This is a genomic window from Malonomonas rubra, from assembly GCF_003247215.1.
In the GTDB taxonomy this organism is placed as follows: Bacteria; Desulfobacterota; Desulfuromonadia; order Desulfuromonadales; family Geopsychrobacteraceae; genus Malonomonas; species Malonomonas rubra_A.
Map to the genome: position 1 here is coordinate 62,130 of NZ_QKAP01000056.1, position 19,119 is coordinate 81,248.

General features: G+C 52.2%; 21 protein-coding genes. 4 read left to right on the forward strand and 17 right to left on the reverse strand.

Going from position 1 to position 19,119, the window contains the following annotated elements; translation table 11 throughout:
- Nucleotides 1–75: 75 nt before the first annotated feature.
- From Q7J88_RS05245 to rimI, 11 genes are all read right to left on the reverse strand, one after another.
- A complete protein-coding gene (locus tag Q7J88_RS05245) occupies nucleotides 76–513 on the reverse strand; it encodes a hypothetical protein (RefSeq protein ID WP_303721100.1) in 438 nt (145 codons plus the stop codon).
- A gap of 236 nt (nucleotides 514–749) precedes the next feature.
- Nucleotides 750–965, reverse strand: a complete 216-nt coding sequence (locus tag Q7J88_RS05250) for a hypothetical protein (protein ID WP_303721101.1) — start codon at nucleotides 963–965, stop codon at nucleotides 750–752.
- Between the two features lie 36 nt (nucleotides 966–1,001).
- On the reverse strand, nucleotides 1,002–3,101 hold the full coding sequence (locus Q7J88_RS05255; RefSeq protein WP_303721102.1) for a tetratricopeptide repeat protein: 2,100 nt from the start codon (nucleotides 3,099–3,101) through the stop codon (nucleotides 1,002–1,004).
- Nucleotides 3,102–3,216: 115 nt separating this feature from the next.
- Nucleotides 3,217–3,990, reverse strand: coding sequence for a pseudouridine synthase (locus Q7J88_RS05260; RefSeq protein ID WP_303721103.1), 774 nt, complete (start codon nucleotides 3,988–3,990; stop codon nucleotides 3,217–3,219).
- Nucleotides 3,983–4,555: an SMC-Scp complex subunit ScpB gene (scpB, locus tag Q7J88_RS05265; RefSeq protein WP_303721104.1), complete on the reverse strand. Its 573-nt coding sequence runs from the start codon at nucleotides 4,553–4,555 to the stop codon at nucleotides 3,983–3,985. Before scpB ends, Q7J88_RS05260 begins: the two co-directional genes overlap by 8 nt.
- A complete protein-coding gene (locus Q7J88_RS05270; protein WP_303721105.1) occupies nucleotides 4,548–5,315 on the reverse strand; it encodes a ScpA family protein in 768 nt (255 codons plus the stop codon). The genes scpB and Q7J88_RS05270 overlap by 8 nt, the downstream gene beginning before the upstream one ends.
- A 5-nt stretch (nucleotides 5,316–5,320) precedes the next feature.
- The gene (locus tag Q7J88_RS05275; RefSeq protein ID WP_303721106.1) at nucleotides 5,321–6,007 is read right to left on the reverse strand and encodes a site-2 protease family protein; all 687 of its coding nucleotides are present in this window, start codon (nucleotides 6,005–6,007) and stop codon (nucleotides 5,321–5,323) included.
- Between the two features lie 104 nt (nucleotides 6,008–6,111).
- A complete protein-coding gene (locus Q7J88_RS05280) occupies nucleotides 6,112–8,754 on the reverse strand; it encodes a CBS domain-containing protein (protein ID WP_303721107.1) in 2,643 nt (880 codons plus the stop codon).
- A gap of 12 nt (nucleotides 8,755–8,766) precedes the next feature.
- Complete coding sequence (locus tag Q7J88_RS05285; RefSeq protein ID WP_369681976.1) at nucleotides 8,767–9,684, reverse strand: dihydroorotate dehydrogenase; 918 nt, start codon at nucleotides 9,682–9,684, stop codon at nucleotides 8,767–8,769.
- A 29-nt stretch (nucleotides 9,685–9,713) separates the two neighbouring features.
- On the reverse strand, nucleotides 9,714–10,568 hold the full coding sequence (locus Q7J88_RS05290) for a dihydroorotate dehydrogenase electron transfer subunit (protein ID WP_303721109.1): 855 nt from the start codon (nucleotides 10,566–10,568) through the stop codon (nucleotides 9,714–9,716).
- Nucleotides 10,569–10,594: 26 nt separating this feature from the next.
- Nucleotides 10,595–11,065 (reverse strand): ribosomal protein S18-alanine N-acetyltransferase, encoded by a 471-nt coding sequence (gene rimI / locus Q7J88_RS05295; protein ID WP_303721110.1) that lies wholly within the window; start codon nucleotides 11,063–11,065, stop codon nucleotides 10,595–10,597.
- A 237-nt stretch (nucleotides 11,066–11,302) separates the two neighbouring features.
- Between rimI and purM the strand changes: the two genes are divergently transcribed.
- The 4 genes from purM (at nucleotide 11,303) to rpmB (ending at nucleotide 13,759) form a co-directional block, all read left to right on the forward strand.
- Nucleotides 11,303–12,346, forward strand: coding sequence for a phosphoribosylformylglycinamidine cyclo-ligase (gene purM / locus Q7J88_RS05300; RefSeq protein WP_303721111.1), 1,044 nt, complete (start codon nucleotides 11,303–11,305; stop codon nucleotides 12,344–12,346).
- A gap of 15 nt (nucleotides 12,347–12,361) precedes the next feature.
- Nucleotides 12,362–13,021, forward strand: coding sequence for a phosphoribosylglycinamide formyltransferase (purN, locus tag Q7J88_RS05305; protein WP_303721112.1), 660 nt, complete (start codon nucleotides 12,362–12,364; stop codon nucleotides 13,019–13,021).
- 9 nt (nucleotides 13,022–13,030) lie between these two features.
- Nucleotides 13,031–13,480 (forward strand): DUF523 domain-containing protein, encoded by a 450-nt coding sequence (locus tag Q7J88_RS05310; protein WP_303721113.1) that lies wholly within the window; start codon nucleotides 13,031–13,033, stop codon nucleotides 13,478–13,480.
- An 87-nt stretch (nucleotides 13,481–13,567) separates the two neighbouring features.
- Nucleotides 13,568–13,759 carry a 50S ribosomal protein L28 gene (gene rpmB / locus Q7J88_RS05315; protein WP_303721114.1) on the forward strand — a complete coding sequence of 64 codons (192 nt, stop codon included), beginning with the start codon at nucleotides 13,568–13,570 and terminating at the stop codon, nucleotides 13,757–13,759.
- Between the two features lie 80 nt (nucleotides 13,760–13,839).
- On the opposite strand, the gene Q7J88_RS05320 is transcribed toward rpmB, so the two are convergent.
- The 6 genes from Q7J88_RS05320 to Q7J88_RS05345 form a co-directional block, all read right to left on the reverse strand.
- Entirely contained in the window at nucleotides 13,840–14,220 is a 381-nt protein-coding gene (locus tag Q7J88_RS05320; protein ID WP_303721115.1) for a RidA family protein, read from the reverse strand.
- Between the two features lie 17 nt (nucleotides 14,221–14,237).
- Entirely contained in the window at nucleotides 14,238–16,391 is a 2,154-nt protein-coding gene (locus tag Q7J88_RS05325) for a bifunctional (p)ppGpp synthetase/guanosine-3',5'-bis(diphosphate) 3'-pyrophosphohydrolase (RefSeq protein ID WP_303721116.1), read from the reverse strand.
- 112 nt (nucleotides 16,392–16,503) lie between these two features.
- Nucleotides 16,504–16,713, reverse strand: coding sequence for a DNA-directed RNA polymerase subunit omega (gene rpoZ, locus Q7J88_RS05330; RefSeq protein WP_303721117.1), 210 nt, complete (start codon nucleotides 16,711–16,713; stop codon nucleotides 16,504–16,506).
- Entirely contained in the window at nucleotides 16,714–17,340 is a 627-nt protein-coding gene (gene gmk, locus Q7J88_RS05335) for a guanylate kinase (RefSeq protein WP_303721118.1), read from the reverse strand. It lies immediately after the preceding gene.
- A complete protein-coding gene (locus Q7J88_RS05340; RefSeq protein ID WP_303721119.1) occupies nucleotides 17,333–18,208 on the reverse strand; it encodes a YicC/YloC family endoribonuclease in 876 nt (291 codons plus the stop codon). Before Q7J88_RS05340 ends, gmk begins: the two co-directional genes overlap by 8 nt.
- A 12-nt stretch (nucleotides 18,209–18,220) precedes the next feature.
- Nucleotides 18,221–19,119: polysaccharide biosynthesis protein (locus tag Q7J88_RS05345; RefSeq protein WP_303721120.1), on the reverse strand; the 899-nt coding region annotated here is incomplete at its 5' end.

A 19,119-nucleotide genomic window follows, 5' to 3' on the forward strand; every position in this document is an offset into this window, starting at 1 on the left:
ATCCACGAAAAAAGATAGCGATCGTTGACCACCGACCGCTATCAGAAAAATTCATTTCTTATCTCTTGCGAACAGCTATTTATTTTCTAGATTCTCAAAAAACGTTTCGCTATCGCCATCGGTTTCAGTCCCCTTGGCTCTGGCGCTCATTTCAATCAAGCCGAAATCCTCTGCCACATTCTTGATGATCCTGGAGTTTACCTTGCCAACACAGCAAAGATACGTTTCGAACAGGGCATTATCGCAGATGGTGTTGATCAGGCGAGGCCCGCCACCGGTTAGTTGATGGATCAACGGTAAAGTATCCGGTTCAAAAGGCGACTCCTTGGTTCTGGCCACCTTCAAGCGATGGTTGACATAGGAAACGCTCGCATCATCTGACAAGGGGCGCAAGGCATACCGAAACGCCACCCGCTGAGCCAGTGGTTCGTCCAGCTTCAAGGTGTTATCAAGTTCAGATAAACCAAAGAAAATAATATTAAGTAGCTTCTTGCTGGGAATTTCAAGGTTCAACAGCCCCCTGGAACTCTTCCTTCAATTCCTTGCTTTGCAGCATTTGCGCTTCATCGATCAGGACAACTGCCTTGCGTCCCTCTGCTTCGATCTGCATCAACCGCTCGTAGAGCTATTTGAGCATTTTCAGCGGACTGATCTCAGGGTTGCTGACCCCCAACTGCATACAGATGCGTGACAGGATCCATTCGGGGGTTACCTCTGAGTGAATCATTCCCAGAAGTGACGACTCATACTTAATTGATCGGCAGCTCCTCGAGCATCCGCCTAGCCAAAGTGGTTTTGCCGGTACCGACGCCTCCCACCAAAACAGCCAGACCTTTATCTGAATCGACCGAATACTTCAATCTCAGCAGAGCCTGGGTATGCTGATCACTATCAAAATAGAACTTATCGTTCGGAGCGTTTGAAGAGGGTTCCCGGTCGAAGTGGAAATAATTTGTATATCCCATACGTCATCCTCTTGTGAGCAACAGACTGTACAGGAACTACAGAAAGGAAACACGCTCCTTATTGGTAATTTCCTCAGCTTCGATTCCGAGCAGCCCCTGAAGCGTGGCAATCTTCTCTTTCACGTTTCGATAGCTTTCATCTTGCGACATAACAACCCGATAACTGCTCAAAGCCTCTTCGAGGCGTTCCGATTTTTCGTAGAGGGAGGCAAGTTCGAAACCGAGGCTCAACCGCTGCTCAGCTTCAAGATGTGGGGAATCAAGCGCTTGCTGATACATCAGCTCAGCGTTGGCAAAATCGCTTCTGTCTGAAAAGCAAAGGCCTTTTAACGTCTGACAGTCGACGTAGCGGGAAGGATCCTTCTCCGCCTTTGTGAATTCGCTAATGGCATCATCGAGCAGCCCCATTTCCCGATAAGCGATACCAAGATTGTAATGAGACTCCATGTCATCAGCCGCAATCTGCTCATCGACATCGGTACGGAAGATCTTCTTATCTTCACTTTCATCATCCAGTGCCGAAAAGAATTCGTCCTCCTCCTCACCGGCATCTTCCGACAGAAACTCAACAGAAAGGTCTTGCTCAATAACCGCATCTTCTTCATGAGCAAGGTGCTTGAGAATGACGTTCAGTTTTTGCTGGCATTCTTCGGAGTCAGGCACGTTAGTAAGAACTTCGCTACAGAGCTTCTCCGCTTCGGTGTACAATCCTTGCTGAATATAGAACTCTGCCTCTTCAAGTTTAGCGGCAATATCGAACGCAGTGCCAGATGGCTCGTCAATACCTTCATCGTCTAAGTCAAAAGACAACTCCAGCTCATCCTCGGCTGGCGCCAATTCTTCATCTTCTTTTAGGTCAAGCCGAATGGCGCTCTCTTCTTCTGAGGGGTTCACCTCAGGTTCGGCGCTTTCAGGTTCCAGAAGAGCATCAAGCTGAAGATCATGATCCTCCTCGGGCAACTCAACCAACAACTCCTCTTCATCCGCTTCGACCTCAATATCGCTCGGGATCTCGATATCTTCCTCAGCAGAAGCGAGAATGGAATCGGACAGGGTTTCTTCTTGAGCCGATTCGGTTTCTTCCGCGTCCGTTTCCGACATGATATTGAGCATCTTCTCGCCCTCGCCGGTCAATTCATAAATTGAATCAAGCGTTTGCAGAACAGCTGAGCTTTCCGGGAGTTTCTCTTTGAGGGTTTCATAATGCAACTTGAGTTGACCAAGTCGATCTGCCTTGAAGAACGTCTCCTTCCACTCTTCCAATTCATCCAACGCCTGTTCAAACTCGCCACTTCCGATTTGACATTGAATATAATCTTCACGAATTTCCAAATCGGTCGGATCGAGTGCCAGAAGGCGTTGGTAGGTATAGCCAGCGTTCGGCCACTCTTTCAGATCTGCATACCCGCAGGCTATTAACCGCAGTAGGTCAGGATCGTCCGGTTTGTCCTGCAACAGACCTTCGAGGATGGTGATCCCATTTTGCAACTCGCCCTTTTCATACAGAATCACCCCCAGCCCCATCTTCATCTTCCGATTTTCGGGGAAGAGAGGCATGAACATTTGGTACAGCTTGAGGATCTTGTCGAAATCGTTCTTGTCACGCAATACGGCGAGCACCGCTTCAAACTCGGCCAAACCCTCTTCTACCCGATCACAGTGAGTATAAACTTCGGCCAGTTTAACTCGCACGTTCAAGTTGCTTTCATCAAGGTTGCGCATCTTCTCCAAAACCTTGATGACATCGGCAACCATTCCGTTGCGCTCGTAGTAACCGATCAAATTACGGTACTCGGCCATCGCATTGCCGATCAGACCTTGCTTTTCATTGAGTTCGGCGAGGCGACCGAAAAGTGAGATCTGGCTCGGGTCGAGACGAAGCATCTGTTTATAGATGGCAATCGCCTTCAGGTAGAAGCCATTGGTGGCGAAATATTTGGCGACGACTTCGTAATGCTCATATGCCTCGGCATTACGTGCGGACTTTACCAGTAATTCAGCAAGCTTCTGCCTAGAACGCACGTCGGACGGGTCAATTTCCACGACCTTGGCGAAATCTTTAATCGCACGGGCAACCTGTTTTTTCTTCAGATTCTTCTGAGCGGATTCAAGTAATTTTTCTTTATTTGCGGCCAATAAGAACCCCCGAAAGTGCTTAGTTAGGCAAAATCATACCATCCGCAAAGAATACGCGACGCTACCTGAATATGTCAAGCAACCCGGTGTAAACAAGCAAGAAATCCGCTACCCACTATCTCCCTGACATGGGCGTGCCAATCCCTTCATTGAAGGGTGGGGGTTGTTTTTTTATCTGCACCAGTTTTTTCAGCTTGTCAACTTCTTGTGACGTCAAAATCCGATAGCGGCCGGTCGCGACATTACCCAACTCAAGAAAACCGATTCGGACCCGTTTCAAGCGAACAACCTGTAAGTCAACCGCTTCGCACATGCGCCTAACTTGGCGATTGCGCCCCTCGCGAATAGTCAACTCAAACCAGCTAGTGGCGCGACCGTTTCTGACATTGGCCACCCTGGCCGGCTGCGTTTTCCCGTCGTTTAAAAGAATCCCATCGCGCAAAGAGCATATTTTCTGCTCGGTCAAGCTGCCACGCACCTTAACCAGGTAGGTCTTTTCGACATGATGCCGCGGATGGCTGAGCCGCTGCGACAAATCTCCATCGTTCGTCAGCAACAGCAGCCCTTCGGTATTGTAATCGAGCCGACCGATCGGAAACAGCCGCTGCTGCAAATCGGCCACAAGATCGGTCACCAAATCACGCCCCTGAGGGTCTTTCAAGGTCGAGATATAACCGCGTGGCTTATTGAGTAGCACGGTAATTTTTTCTTCCGCAACTGACAGCTTGCGCCCGTTGACAATGATGTTGTCATGCGCTAGGTCGGCCCGATCTCCCAACTGGGACACTGTACCATTCACCAACACCCGGCCATCGGCAATCCAAGCCTCCGCCTGCCGGCGAGAAGCGAGGCCCGCCTGTGCGATCAGTTTCTGCAAACGCTCAGGCATTCGTTTCTCCTTCCTGTCCTGGTTCCAGCGGGAGTGCTTCCGCAATGTCCGAATCGAGCGCACTGAACTCCTTGAGCGTCGGCAAATCCTGCAAGTCCTTCAGTCCGAACAATTCGAGAAACTGACGACTGGTACCATACATCAACGGGCGCCCGGGAATATCCTTCTTACCAAGAATGCGCAACAGGTTCTTTTCCAGCAGACTCTTGATTACCCCGCCCGAATCAACCCCACGCAGATACTCGATCTCGGCACGCGTAACCGGTTGCCGGTAAGCGATAATCGCCAATGCTTCCAGAGCCGCCTGCGAAAAACGGAAAGGTCGTTCTTTGTTCAACTTGCGGAGCCAAGGGGCCAATTCCGCATCGGTGCGAAACTGATATCCACCGGCAACTTCGGCAAGATAAAAACCACTCTCCCCTTGAGCATATTGTTGTAAAAGCTGCTCGACAATAACCCGCACATCACCACGCGGTTTCTCCAGCAATATCGCAAGACGATCCAGAGATAGAGGAGTTTCAGCGGCGAAAATATAGGCTTCTACAATCTGCTTTAAATCAGCCATAGTCAAAAACATCCTCGGATAGTCCAATTACCGTGTCCTGCTCGTCCATTGGCACCGCCAGCGACAACCAGAGTTCTCCGAACTCGTTCGCCTGTTCAACCTTCACCATGCGCATTTTCACCAATTCCAAGGTAGCCAAAAAGGTGACGATCAGCTCATCACGGGTTGGGTTGGCAGAAAATATTTCGCGAAAAAGGACACGTCCCTCTTTTTCGGTCAGACGCTGTAATACCAGCTGCACATGTTCAGCAACCGAAAGCTGTTCGCGGACCACCTCATGGAAGATTTCCACCGGCACTTTTTTCAGCAGACGGTGAAATGCGTCGGCCAGCTGATAAACTCCGACAGTAACTTCATCGTCCGAATCGTTCAAAATTTCCTGCGGGACAAACTGGGAGGAAAAAATATCACGATCAAGCAACGGCATCTCTGCCAGTGATTCGGCAGCTTCTTTGTAACGCTGATACTCTAGCAAGCGCCGCACAAGTTCAGCGCGGGGGTCCTCTTCCTCCTCTTCCTCCAACTCCTCGCTGACCGGCAACAGCATTCTCGATTTGATATGAATCAGGGTCGCCGCCATTAATAGAAATTCCCCGGCAACGTCAAGATCAAGCTGTTTCATCTGCTCGATAACAGAAAGGTATTGCTCGGTGATCTTAACCATCTGGATATCGTAAATATCCATCTCATTGGTTTTGATCAGATGCAGGAGTAAATCGAGAGGACCGGCAAAATTTTCCAGCTGGACAACTAAGCTCATCGGTGCTAATGCCCAAATAGAAACGACATCGCCTGGTTGACAAAAGAGATCTCAGGTCCAGCCAGCAAAACCACCAACCCGCTGATCAGCGGAGCCAGGACCAGCGACCATAGGTCGGTAAAGAAGACTAGAAACAGGATCAGTATAAAGCCGAACGGCTCCAGACGATTGACGATCATCGCCTGCTTTTCCGGCAGGATACCGATCAGGATGCGCCCACCGTCGAGCGGCGGCAGTGGGAACAGATTAAACACCCCTAGCAGCACATTGATATAGAGGCTGAAACCGACCATCATACGTAACGGTTTGGTCAACTGCAAAAACAGTTCGGTTGTTCCCAGCGACGTAGTTTCCAGCCAACCGAACCCGCGCAACAGAAGTGCGGAGATCACCGCCAGCAACAAATTGGTCACCGGACCCGCAAGGGCAACCCAGATCATATCCCGCTTCGGCCGTTTCAGGTTCCCGGCGTTGACCGGCACAGGCCGCGCCCACCCGAACCCGAAGATAAATATCGCCACGGTACCGATCGGGTCGAGATGGCGTAGGGGGTTCAGGTTCAAACGTCCGAGCAACCGAGCAGTCGGGTCGCCGAACCGCTCGGCGATATAACCGTGCGCGACCTCATGCATGGTGATCGCCAGCAAGGCCGGAACCAGCATGATCGATATTTTGGAAATGATTGCTTCCATCAATTTTCAATCACATTTTCTTGAAATAAGAGTTCGCATTTTTATAGACGAAATCAGCCTGTTGGTCCAGCAGAAGAGGCTAAAGGCAGCAGGAATCAACTAAGTCACGGCAGATATTTTTCCTGCACCAGATTTTTTTCATCTTCCAAGGTGCGAATCTGGCCATTCAGACGCGCTTCGAGTAAATCGAGGAAGACATTATGAAAATGCCTCCCCGGCTGCATTCCGAGTTCGATCAGGTCGTTACCATCCAGCAACACCGTCACCTTACGGAAATCGGTAACATACTGGGAGATCCATTTACGCACCTGATCTTTTTCACTCCAGGACATCAAAAACAACAACAATTCAAGCGAAAGACCGTTAAACCAGTGGAAAATCTCACTGTTCTTCGGCAAGTTCCCCGACTCGGCCCTATAGTGCGCCGTTTTTAGGGCCAGGCGCCCAAGCGGCAGCTGCCTGACCAAAAGCTCCTGATATTTAGGCTGCAGATCGAGCCAACAGCAGACGCGTAGTAAACCTTTTTCTGAGAGCGGGCTGAGTAGGCAAAAAAGGTAAACCAACCAACGCTGATACTCCTCGCCGGTGTAAAGCAGCTCGAACCAACTGCTGCTCTTTTCCGCCGCCACGATCATCTGCGCCGACTTGCGGTCAAAATGCAGGTGAGGATCGATAAACTTGAGAAGGTCGAACTGCTCAAGGCGGCGCAAGGCGGATATCACCTGCGACTCGTCGAGAATCTGGCGCAACTCGCTTAAAATCCGCGCACCACCGACCTTTTTCACCAGGTTCATCCGTACCGCACTGCGCATCAGACGCTCGGTCTGCTGACCGATCCGGAAGCCGAGCCGTTGCTCGAAGCGAACCGCGCGGAACAGCCGGGTCGGATCCTCAATCAGGCTCAGGTTGTGCAACACCCGAATCGACTTATCCTTCAGGTCGCGCTGGCCTCCAAAGAAGTCGAGCAACTGACCATAGGTCTCGCTGTTGAGAGAAATCGTCAGCGTATTGATCGTAAAGTCGCGCCGGTAAAGATCATGACGGATTGAGGAGTGCTCGACCCGCGGCAAGGCGGCAGGCTTTTCGTAATATTCAATCCGTGCCGAGGCAACATCGATCTTGAAGTCGTCCGGCAGGATAATCACCGCCGTGGAAAATTTGGCGTGCGAACGGATCCGGCACTGGGTGGTGCGGGCAAAGGCCTCGGCAAAAGCAATCCCATCCCCTTCCACCACCACATCGATATCGAGGTTTTCTTGGCGCAACAGCAGATCGCGCACGAAACCGCCGACCAGGTAGATCCTTATCCCCTGTTGATCGGCAACCTCCCCCAGTTTCCTCAGCAGGTTTCGGATATACTTCGGCAACTGGGCCTCGATCAGGCGGGAAAGGTTCTTCCGCTTCAGGCGTAAACCGCTACGCCCCGACTCGACCGGCAGGCTGTCCTCGATTTCCTGCCGATCACCGATCAGGTGACGTAACAGGTCTGTCCGAGTGACGATCCCGACCAGTTGACCATCCTCCAGCACCGGGATGCAGCGCTGGTTGTGCTCCATAATCCCCTTCTGCAGTTCCGCCAACGGCGTTTGGGGGCCTGCGACATCAAAATCGGTCGTCATCACCTCGGAAACGGACATTCGTTGCAACTTGTGGTGAGCAGCTTTCTCCACCACATGGCGGGTAATAATGCCTACCAACATCTGCCCATCAAGGATCGGAATCGCGTTGAAGTTGAAACGGGTCATCAGCTCGCGAGCGGCCGCGATCGTGGAGTCGATGGTAAGGGTTTTCACCGGTGCCGACATCAGGTGACGCGCCTGGAAACTAGAGCGGATATCCTGCTGCAACGTCTCCTCGATCTGATCGAGCAGCTGCACCAGCGGGATATCGCGTACGGTCGCCGAAGAGGCAAACGCATGCCCGCCGCCGCCGAACCGCTGAAACAGCTCGCCGACATGAACCTCGGGTATGCGGGATCGGCCGACCAGAAAGATACGGTCTTCCATTCTCACCGCTACGATCAAAACGTTGAGGTTCTCGATGTCCTTGAGCTTGTGTACCAACGAAGAGATATCGCCAACATAGTAATCAATCGAGGCGTAAGCGATCGCCACCTCGATCCCGTTGATGATTTTCCTTTCGCAGGATTTAAGCAGCTCGTTGAGTAGATCGATCTGTTCCGGAGTCATCTCCCGGACCAGAAAATCAGCCACGGTATTGAGGTTGGCACCATGCTCCAGGAGAAATGCCGCCGCCTGATAATCCCTCGGGGTGGTGCTGGTAAACAGCAGATGACCGGTATCCTCATACAGGCCAAGCATCATCATAGTCGCTTCTTCCGGCGTCGGATCGATGCCCCGTTCGACAAACAAATGGGTCAGAATTGTGGTGGTAGCACCAACCTGCTCGATATGCTCAAGCTGTGCGGTAACGGATTTCTCGTCAGAGGGATGATGGTCATAGACATGAATTTCGAGTCCCGGTTTATTGACGATTTCGGCAAATTGGCCAATCCGCGCACTACTGCGGACATCGACCAGGATCAACTTGGTAACCTGTTCGAAGTCGATGCCTTTAAGCCCCTTGATGCCATACGCGTAAAGGGTGCTTTGCAATAGAAAGTCACGCAGCCCACGTTCCTGTCCGCCTGGGAACACCAGCACCGCATCGGGATAAAGTCGCTTGGCGGCGATCATCGATCCGAGGCAGTCGAAATCGGCGTTGACGTGGGTTGTGATAACTTCCATTGTCCGTTCTCGTTAGACTTCGAGCGTTCCGATCAGTTCGTTGATATCCTCTATCCCTTCATTCTGGCAGAATTCTTCCAGACCGTCGATAATCGTTTCCATAACGTTCGGATCGACAAAGTTGGCGGTGCCGACCTGCACCGCCTTGGCGCCGACGATCAAAAACTCCAGCGCATCGATGGCCCGAGAAATGCCGCCGATGCCGATTACCGGAACCTCAACGGCCTGCACCACCTGATGCACCAGACGCACGGCAATCGGCCGGATCGCCGGCCCGGACAGGCCGCCGATGGTGTTGGCCAACCGCGGCTTGCGGGTTTTCACATCGACCGCCATCCCGGTCAGGGTATTGATCAGGCTGATCGCGTCAGCGCCGGCATCTTCGACCGCCTTGGCAGTAACGCGGATATCAGTAACGTTCGGGGTCAACTTGACGATCAGCGGCTTTTGGGTCTTCTTACGCACCTGCGAGACCACCTCGTGGGCGGCACTCGCCTCAGTGCCGAAAACAATCCCGCCATGCTTGACGTTCGGGCAGGAGATGTTCATCTCCAGTCCGGCCACACCTGGCACATCCTCCAACCGGGTGGCGACCTCGACGTATTCCTCCAGGGTATTGCCAAAGAAATTGACGATCACCGGCGAGTTATACTGAGCAAGAAAAGGGATCTTGTGTTCAATAAAAGCATCGATGCCGATGTTCTGCAGGCCGATCGCATTGAGCATACCACTGACGGTCTCACAGATGCGCGGCGTTGCATTGCCCGCCTTCGGGTTCAGCGACAACCCCTTAGTGACAATCGCCCCGAGCTTGTTCAAATCAAGATAGGGAGCGTACTCCTCACCGTAGCCGAAGGTACCGGAGGCCGGCATCACCGGGTTTTTGAACTTCAGTCCGGCAACCTCTACGGCCAATTTGGGGTGGGCCAACTTCACTGCCGTTCCTCTCAATTCACTCATCAGCTACACCCTCCGCAATTCCCCTGCTGTTTTTCCAGACGACTCCAGTCGAGCTGCTCGGCCAGAAACACCGGTCCCTGCTTACAGGTGCAGAGGTACTGCGGGTTTTCATCGGTGTGGCCAGCGCCTTTGACGACACACCCCAGGCAGGCACCAACCCCGCAGGCCATCAGCGCCTCTAATGACACCTGCAGCGGTGTGTTGCGTGTGGCACAGATTTTCTGCACCGCATCGATCATCGGCATCGGTCCACAGGCGTACACCGAAGCCTTCGGGTATTTCGCCAGTTTGCGTTCCAGTACTTGGGTCACCAGCCCTTCTTCTCCAAGGCTGCCATCCTCGGTCGAAACGTAAGTTTCCACGCCAAGACGCTCGAACTCCGTCACGGTGATGATATCGTCACGTGTCCTGCCTCCCATCAGCAGTCGCACTTTGGAATTGGCGACCATCCTTTCCGCCAGCATATACAGGGGCACCAGACCGATTCCGCCACCGACGAGAATTTTCTCTTCTTCCGGGTCGCCGAGATCGAAACCTCGACCGAGCGGCCCGAGCAGCTCGACGCGATCCCCCTGATGCAATTCCTGCATGATTTCGGTACCGCTGCCGACCACTTTGTAAATGATTTCGATGAATTCCTTCTCCGGCATGCCGTCGCAATCGGGTGCCGCATAACCCGTGCAAAAAATCCCGAACGGGCGCCGCAGCAGCGGCGGCAGTGAACGTTGCACGCGAAACATAACGAACTGTCCAGGTTTCGCCAGCTTGTTGTATTCCGGCGCCAGTATCCGCATCCGGTAATAACCGGGAGAGATCTCCTGGTTGGAAAGAATGATTGTTTTATAATTTTTCACCAACAGCCTCCTTACCTGTGAAAAATTCAAAAATCCGCCACAGAACCACCACTAAAATCGCGCACCATCAGCAGGGCGTCCTCGCCGTCCCGATAATAACCAGAGCGAACCGTATCGGCAACAAAGCCCTCTTTACGATAAAGTTCGATGGCAGCGCGGTTACCGGTGCGCACTTCAAGCCAGGCCCGTTCCAGCCCTTGCTCCATGCAGCTGGCAAAAGCGTGTTCCAGCAAACGACCGGCAACTCCCTGGCGGCGGGAATCTGGTGAGGTCGCAATATTAAGGATCTGTAGTTCCCCGGCAATCAACCAGTAACAGAGGTAGCCGGCCAATCTGTCCGCATGCCAGAGCAGCTCGACAGTTGCAACCGGATTGTTCAATTCCTGTCGAAACTGATCAGCCGACCAGGGGAAAGGATAACTCTGCCGCTCGATTTTCAAAACTGCGGACAGATCATTTTCCTGCAATGGCAGGATCCGAAACTCATTAGCCAACATGCTATTTTTATGCACTATAAGTTCGATGATTACATGGTACAATTAAGCAGTTCGGATTCACGTGAAACTTGCCCTAAAAAACAGAGAGAATCGGCAACTTTTGGACGTTCTATCACACTTTCCCGACAGGATACAGACAATAGATCATTCTTCTCGTAAACACCCGCTTCGGCAATTGACAAAGATTGCCTCGGGTGGTTTAATGTCCGGCCATTTGGATATAAGGAGCGAGGAAAATTGAGCAGGCAAAAACCGATCACCTATAAAGACGCTGGGGTCGATATCGACGCCGGGAACCGCTTTGTCGACATGATTAAACCATTGGTCAAACAGACCTCCCGACCGGAAGTCTTGACCGACATCGGCGGCTTTGGCGGCCTGTTCCGCCTGAACAGCAACAAGTACAAACGCCCAACCCTGGTCTCTTCTACTGACGGTGTCGGCACTAAGCTGAAACTGGCCTTTATGATGGATAAGCACGACACGGTTGGCATCGATCTGGTTGCGATGTGCGTCAACGACATCATCGTCCAGGGGGCAGAACCGCTCTTCTTCCTCGACTACCTGGCCACAGGCAAGCTGACTCCGGAAAAAGCCGTGGAAATCGTCAAAGGGATATCCGAGGGCTGCAAACAATCGAACTGCGCTTTACTAGGCGGGGAAACCGCCGAAATGCCCGGCATGTACAGTGACGGCGAGTACGATCTGGCCGGTTTTACCGTCGGCGTTGTCGACAACGCCGAAATCATCGACGGCTCGACCATCACCAAAGGCGATCAGATCATCGGCATCGCCTCCAGCGGTCTGCATTCCAACGGCTACTCGCTGGCCAGAAAAGTTTTCCTTGAGGCAATGAAGCTCGACCTCAACGACAAGCCGAACGACCTTGAACGGACCCTCGGCGAAGAGCTGCTCACCCCGACCCGCATTTACGTAAAAACCATTCTCAACCTTATGCGCGACTTCACCATCAAAGGCGTTGCTCACATCACCGGCGGCGGCCTGCTGGAAAACCTGCCGCGAGTGCTGCCCCAGAAGTGCAAAGCAATTGTTGATCGTAACAGCTGGGAGAAACCGGCCATTTTTGAGATGCTGCGCGAAGGCGGGAGCATCCCGGAAACCGAGATGTACCGCACCTTCAACTACGGTATCGGCATGGCGATCATCGCCCCGGAAAACGAGGTTGAAGATATTGTCGGCCGCCTTTCCGGTCTGAACGAGAAAGCCTACCTGATTGGAGAAATTGCTCAGGCGACTGAGCCATCAGTCGAGCTTTACTGATAAGGTATTCGTAGCATGTCGGCAAACAAGAAACTGAAGCTGGGCGTCCTCGCTTCCGGCGGAGGCACCAATCTGCAATCGATCATCGATCAGTGCCGTGAGCAGAAGATTGATGCGGAAATTGTTCTGGTTCTTAGCAACAACCCCGACGCCGGAGCCTTGGAGCGGGCGGCAAAAGCCGGAATTCCTAGTGTCTGCGTTAACCACCGCGACTATGCCGATCGTCAGAGCTTTGATCAGGCGGTCATCAGAACCCTGCAGGAAGCTGGAGTCGATCTGGTGGTTCTGGCCGGTTTCATGCGCCTCATTTCCGAAGTTTTCATCGCAGCGTTTCCGCAGAGGATTGTCAACATTCACCCGGCTCTGTTGCCGGCCTTTCCCGGCCTGCATGTGCAGAAAAAAGCACTGGAATACGGAGCCCGCTTTGCCGGCTGCACAGTCCACTTCGTCGACACCGGTGTCGACACTGGACCGATCATCATCCAAGCCGTCGTACCGATCCTGGACAATGACACCGAAGAAACCCTCTCCGCCCGGATTCTGGAACAAGAACACAAAATTTACCCGCAGGCAATCCAGCTTATTGCCGAGGGGCGGGTCAAGGTTGAAGGCCGTCGCGTTCACATTGAAGCTGCAAGCAACAATGAAGAAGCCTTGATCAACCCATCTCTATAGGCATCCATTATGGCAAAAACAGCATTGGTCAGCGCCTGCCTGCTGGGGCTGGCAACCCGCTATGATGGCTCTGACAATCTCAGCCCGCAGGTGGTCAGCTATCTTAAACAGAAGCATCTGATTCCGATTCCGGTCTGCCCGGAACAACTGGCCGGGATGCCAACACCGCGGCCAAAGTGCTGGTTTACAGGAGGGGATGGCAATGCGGTCTTGGAGGGAAGTGGAAGAATCTGCGACGAGCATGGCCAGGATACAACCGCCGCCTTTGTGCGCGCAGCTAAAGAGATTTACAGAATTGCCGAGCTAACCGGTTGCAAGCTAGCGATCTTAAAACAGCGCAGTCCTTCTTGCGGTAGCCGAACAGTTCACTGCAACGGTAAACTTATCAGCGGCATGGGAGTGACCGCTGCAATGTTGCAGAATGAAGGTCTTGAAATTCTGAGCGAAGAGGATTTATGAGACAGAAAAAAGCCCCGAAAAATAATTGCATCGAGGAAAAAAACGTGTTAATAATGCGCGTTCGAAACTTTCAGGAGGATAGTAAAGATGGCCAGAGAATGTGAAATCTGCGGGAAGAAACCCGTTACCGGAAATAACGTCAGCCACGCCCACAACAAAACCCGCACAGTTTGGAAGCCGAACCTGCAGAAAATCCGGGCAGTCCAGAACGGTTCGATCAAGACCGTAAAAGTTTGCACCCGCTGCATCCGTTCCGGCAAAGTACAAAAAGCTATCTGATATTTAAAACCGTCAGATTGAACAATTTAAAAAGGGATGACCTGATCGGGCCATCCCTTTTTCTCGTCCATTTTTCAGAACTATTTACCAAAGCAAGCGACTGCGTCAATCTCAACCCGCGCCCCTTTCGGCAAGGCAGCGACCTGAACCGTTGCCCTGGCAGGAGCAACCTCTGCACAGTATTCAGCGTAAATCTCGTTGACGGTAACAAAATCAGCCAGGTCGGCGAGATAGATGGTGGTTTTGACCACCGAGCCGAAATCCGCTCCAGCTGCGGCCAACACCTGCATCAGATTATCAAGCACCTGCCGGGTCTGCTCCACCACTCCCCCGGCAACCATTTCACCCGTTTCCGGGATCAACGGAATCTGCCCGGAACAAAACAGATAGTCTCCGGCACGCACCGCCTGTGAATAGGGACCGATCGCTGCCGGCGCCTTGGCTGTCTCAATCTTTTCCATCTATCTCTCCTTAATTTTCAGCTGTGAAGTCGGTCGACGCGATAGACTCCCTTCACTTTTTTCACTTCCCGAATCACCCGGTTGAGATGCTCAAGGTTCTGCACATCAACTTCAAACAAGTTCGTTCCCTTTTTATCGCCCCGTGAAAAAACACTGGCACTGACGATATTGGCATCCGCCTCGGTAATCGCCCCGGAAATTCCGACCAACATCCCCTTCTGATCACTGCAGAATACCTGGATTTTGACCGGGCGGGTCGTCTTGCGCTGCATATCCCACTCAACGTCAATACGACGATCTGGATCGCTGGCCAAAACCTGCGAACAGTTAGCCGTGTGCACCGTCAGGCCCCGACCACGAGTTATAAAGCCTACCACCGGTTCGCCCGGCAGCGGATTACAACAGTTGGCAAAACGGACCATTACATCATCGATCCCGTCGATCTTGATGACGCTGCTCGGTTTCTTTCGGCTGAATTTTTCCAGCACCTTGCCGAAGGCTCCCGGCTTGCCGGAAACCTTAAGCTCTTCTCGTGGCAATACGTGGGAGACCACCTGCCCTGGTGATAGCTTACCGTAACCGACAGAGGCAAACAGGTCGTCCGCCTGCTTGAAGCCGAGATCGGTTACCGCCAGATCAAAAGAATCGAGCGACTGCGCCCGCTTCATGCTGTAATCGTGCTTGCGCAGCTCCTTCTCCAGCAGTTCGCGCCCGATAGCGATGCTCCTTTCCCGCTGTCCCGCCTTGACATACTGACGGATCTTGTTGCGGGCCTTCGACGTTTTAACGAAAGAGAGCCAGTCCTTACTCGGGGCATGATTCTTCGCCGTGATGACCTCAACGATGTCACCATTTTTCAGTTTTGTCTTTAACGGGCAAAGCTTGCCATTGATCCGCGCACCAACACACTGGCTGCCGACATCGGTGTGGATGGCATAAGCGAAATCGACCGGACTCGACCCCAGCGGGAGCTCTTTAACATCACCGTTCGGGGTAAAAACATAGACCTCCTCCGGAAACAGATCGATCGAGGAGCTGTCCGACATTTCCCGGGAGTCGCTGACATCCTGCTGCCACTCAAGCAACTGCCGCAGCCAGCTGAAACGCTGGTCGTCCCTGCCGGTCGCAGCAACCGGTCCACCCTCCTTGTATTTCCAATGGGCGGCAACCCCCTCTTCGGCAATCCGGTGCATCTCATGAGTCCTGATCTGCACCTCCATACGCTCGCCAAAAGGACCGATCACCGTGGTATGCAGGGACTGATACATATTCGCCTTCGGCATGGCGATATAATCCTTGAACCGCCCGGTAATCGGCTTCCACGTAGCGTGGATCAGGCCTAGCACCTCGTAGCATTCACGCACTGAATTGACCAGCACCCGGAAGGCGGTCAGATCGTAAATTTCATCTAGGTCGACACCGGTACGTTCCATCTTCTTATAAACGGAATAAAAATGCTTAAACCGTCCGGTCACCTCCCCGGTCAGTCCATTCTCCTGCAATAACTCTCGAATCCGCCGGCGTACCGCCACAACATAGCTGCTCCGCTCTTCCTTCTGAGCGGTAATGCGATTTGAAAGATCGGCAAACTTTTCCGGCTCCAAAAAACGCAACGACAGGTCTTCAAGCTCACTCTTCAGCCAGCTGATCCCCAAGCGGTTCGCCAAAGGTGCGTAAATTTCCAGGGTCTCACGTGCATACTCAACCTGCTTCGCTGCATCACAGAATTCAAGAGTCCGCATATCGCTGAGCCGGTCTGCTAGATAAACCAACAGCACTCGCAGATCACGCGCCATGGCGACAAACATCTTGCGAAAGCTTTCGACCTGCTGCTGGTTACTTTTTTTATAAGGGATACTACTGATTTTGTTGCCGATTTCGATCAGCGCCAACACTTCACTGCCAAACTCGTTAACCAGTTCCTGCTCGCTGACCTTTTCGGTCTGCAGAACGTCATGCAACAGACCAACAACCAAGGTCGTTTCATCAACCTTAAATCGAGTCAGGATCAAGGCAACCTCAAGTGGGTGCTGCAGGTATTCCTGACCATCACGGTTCTTCTGACCGGCATGAGCGCGGGCACTGAACTCTAATGCACGCCGCAAACGTGAATCATCGTCAGGATGTGGTTCAAGGTCAAATTGCTGAAGAATGTCATCAAATATGATCATAAACGCTACGCTGAGGGAAAAGCTCCCGATGAAACGTAATTGGCGGGGATAGCGCAGCCGGTGGCCACGCGACTGCCCTCCCGCAGCAAAGCAGGAGGGAGCTTAAGACGGGTCAGGATTTTCGCTTGGTCGGTATTTCAAACTCAACGGATTCGGCGGCGATTTCACGCAACGCGAGAACAACCTTTTTATTTCCCGATTTATTTTCAATCATTGGCTCTGCCCCCTTGTAAAGCTGCTTCGCGCGCTTTGAGGCGACCATGGCCAACAAAAAACGGTTCGGGATCACATCCAAACAATCTTCTACGGTAACGCGTGCCATCTAATCTTCTCCCTTTATCTTTAACTCTGTCAGAATTGCGCCGTTGCGCTGACTCCGACAACGTTCTGCAGTAACAATTGCGCTCAACTCCCCAAGTGCTGTCTGAAAATCATCATTAACCACCAAGTAATCATACCAGCCGGCTTCCGAAATTTCTCGTTCAGCGTTTTTCAACCGCTTGCTTATCACCTCATCAGTATCAGTATCACGCCCCCGCAGGCGTCGTTCCAGCTCAGCAAAATTGGGCGGCAGGATAAAAACAAACACCCCATGCCGATAGTTTTTCTTCAGCTGAGTCGCCCCCTGGAAATCGATGTCGAGCAGCAAATCCACGCCCTGCTCGGCAGCCTGTTCCAGCGTCGCCAATGAAGTCCCGTAGCAGTTACCATGGACCTCAGCCCACTCGGCTAACTGACCTGCATTAACCATCCGGTGGAAATCGGCTTTATCAACAAAATGATAATCGACACCATCAACCTCACCGGCACGAGCTTGGCGCGTGGTGAACGATACAGACTGCCTCAAATCAGCAAATCTGTCAATCAATTCTCGGCAAAGGGTCGTCTTGCCCGCCCCGGAAGGTGCTGAGACTACAAAAATAACTCCTTCTCGTTTTGCCTTATTCAATATTCTGCACCTGCTCACGAATCTTTTCCAGCTCTGACTTCAACAAAACGACCTGACGGGTCAATTCAGCATCATTCGATTTGGAGCCCATGGTATTCGCTTCGCGATTCAGCTCCTGGACCAAAAAATCCATCTGCCGACCAACCGGCTCTGCCTGTTCGACCAAGCCACTGAACTGATCCAGATGGCTGTTAAAACGGGTCACTTCCTCACTGATATCACAACGATCAGCAAAGATCGCAATTTCCTGAGCGACTCGCTGCGGATCACCTACGTCGTCACCAAGTCTCGCCAAACGTTCTTTCAGCTTCTGCTGCCACTCCATCGGCACCTGTGGAGCCCGAGCAACAATTTTTTGTAGCAACTCAGTCAAAAGTCCTAAACGTTGTTGGATATCGGCAGCCGTCGCCTCGCCCTCTTTTTTTCGCATCACCTGCAATGCCTGCAATGCAGCATCAAGCGCAGCGGTCAAACCGGCAGACAAGTCTTTTTCTTCAACATCGACCTCTTCAAGCGTCAGGACATCTTTTTGCGCCAGCAGCAGGTTCAGGCTCACACCGCCGGTGACATTGTAGTCCTCGGTCATTTGCGCAAAAACCTGCATATATGCATCAGCCAATGGTTTATTCACCACGGGTTGCGCTGCAATCTGTCCGCAGGCTTCCTGTGAGATAAACACATCGACCTTGCCCCGCTTCACTGTTGAGGCAATACGCTTCTTAATCTGAGGTTCCAGCGACATCAGCAACCGCGGCGCCTTAATATTAATATCACCATAGCGGTGATTAACGGCACGAATTTCAACAGAAAAGGACAGGCCATCAACCTGTGCCTGCCCTCGACCATAGCCGGTCATACTTTTGATCATAAGAAAACCTTATTACTGGTGCATCACTCTTGCCGGATGCGGGATAACTTTAGCCACTTGCCTATGCTCAGCAGGTTTATATTCAGGAACAATAACCCGAAGTTGTGCCCTGACGCCATCTAAATCCAACGACTTGGCATAAGCAAAAAGTTCTTCCAACTGCCTGAGAAGCACCTCACGCGCAGGAGGCGCCGAAGACGCAATACAGATCTTTTCATGATGGGTCGTCAGCGTTCCTTCTTCGGCCAGCAACAGCTCTTCGTAAAGCTTTTCCCCGGGCCTTAGCCCGGTAAAAACAATCTCTATATCTTCATGCGGCTGCAAACCTGACAAACGGACCAGTTCTTCCGCCAAGTCGACAATCTTAACGGGCTCCCCCATATCGAACAAATAGATCTCTCCACCACGTCCCATACTACCTGCCTGAAGTACCAGCTGACTCGCCTCAGGAATAGTCATAAAATAACGAGTCACATCTGGATGGGTTACCGTCACCGGGCCGCCATTCTTGACCTGCTCTTTAAATGTCGGGATAACACTGCCGTTACTCCCCAAAACATTTCCAAAGCGTGTCGTTACAAATCGGGTTTTACTTCTCTGTGCCAGTGATTGTACGTAGAGTTCTGCTGCTCTTTTGGACGCACCCATTACATTGGTTGGCTTCACCGCCTTGTCGGTCGACACCATAACAAATGTCTCAACCCCAAAAGCATTCGCAGCATCGGCCAGCAACTTTGTCCCGCGGACGTTATTATTCACCGCTTCAGCTGGATTAAGCTCCATCATCGGTACATGCTTGTACGCAGCAGCATGAAAAACCACCTGCGGTATCTGTTCGTCAAAGATAACATTGATACGAGACGGATTTCGGATATCACCTACAATCGGCACTATAGTAATATTCGGATGGG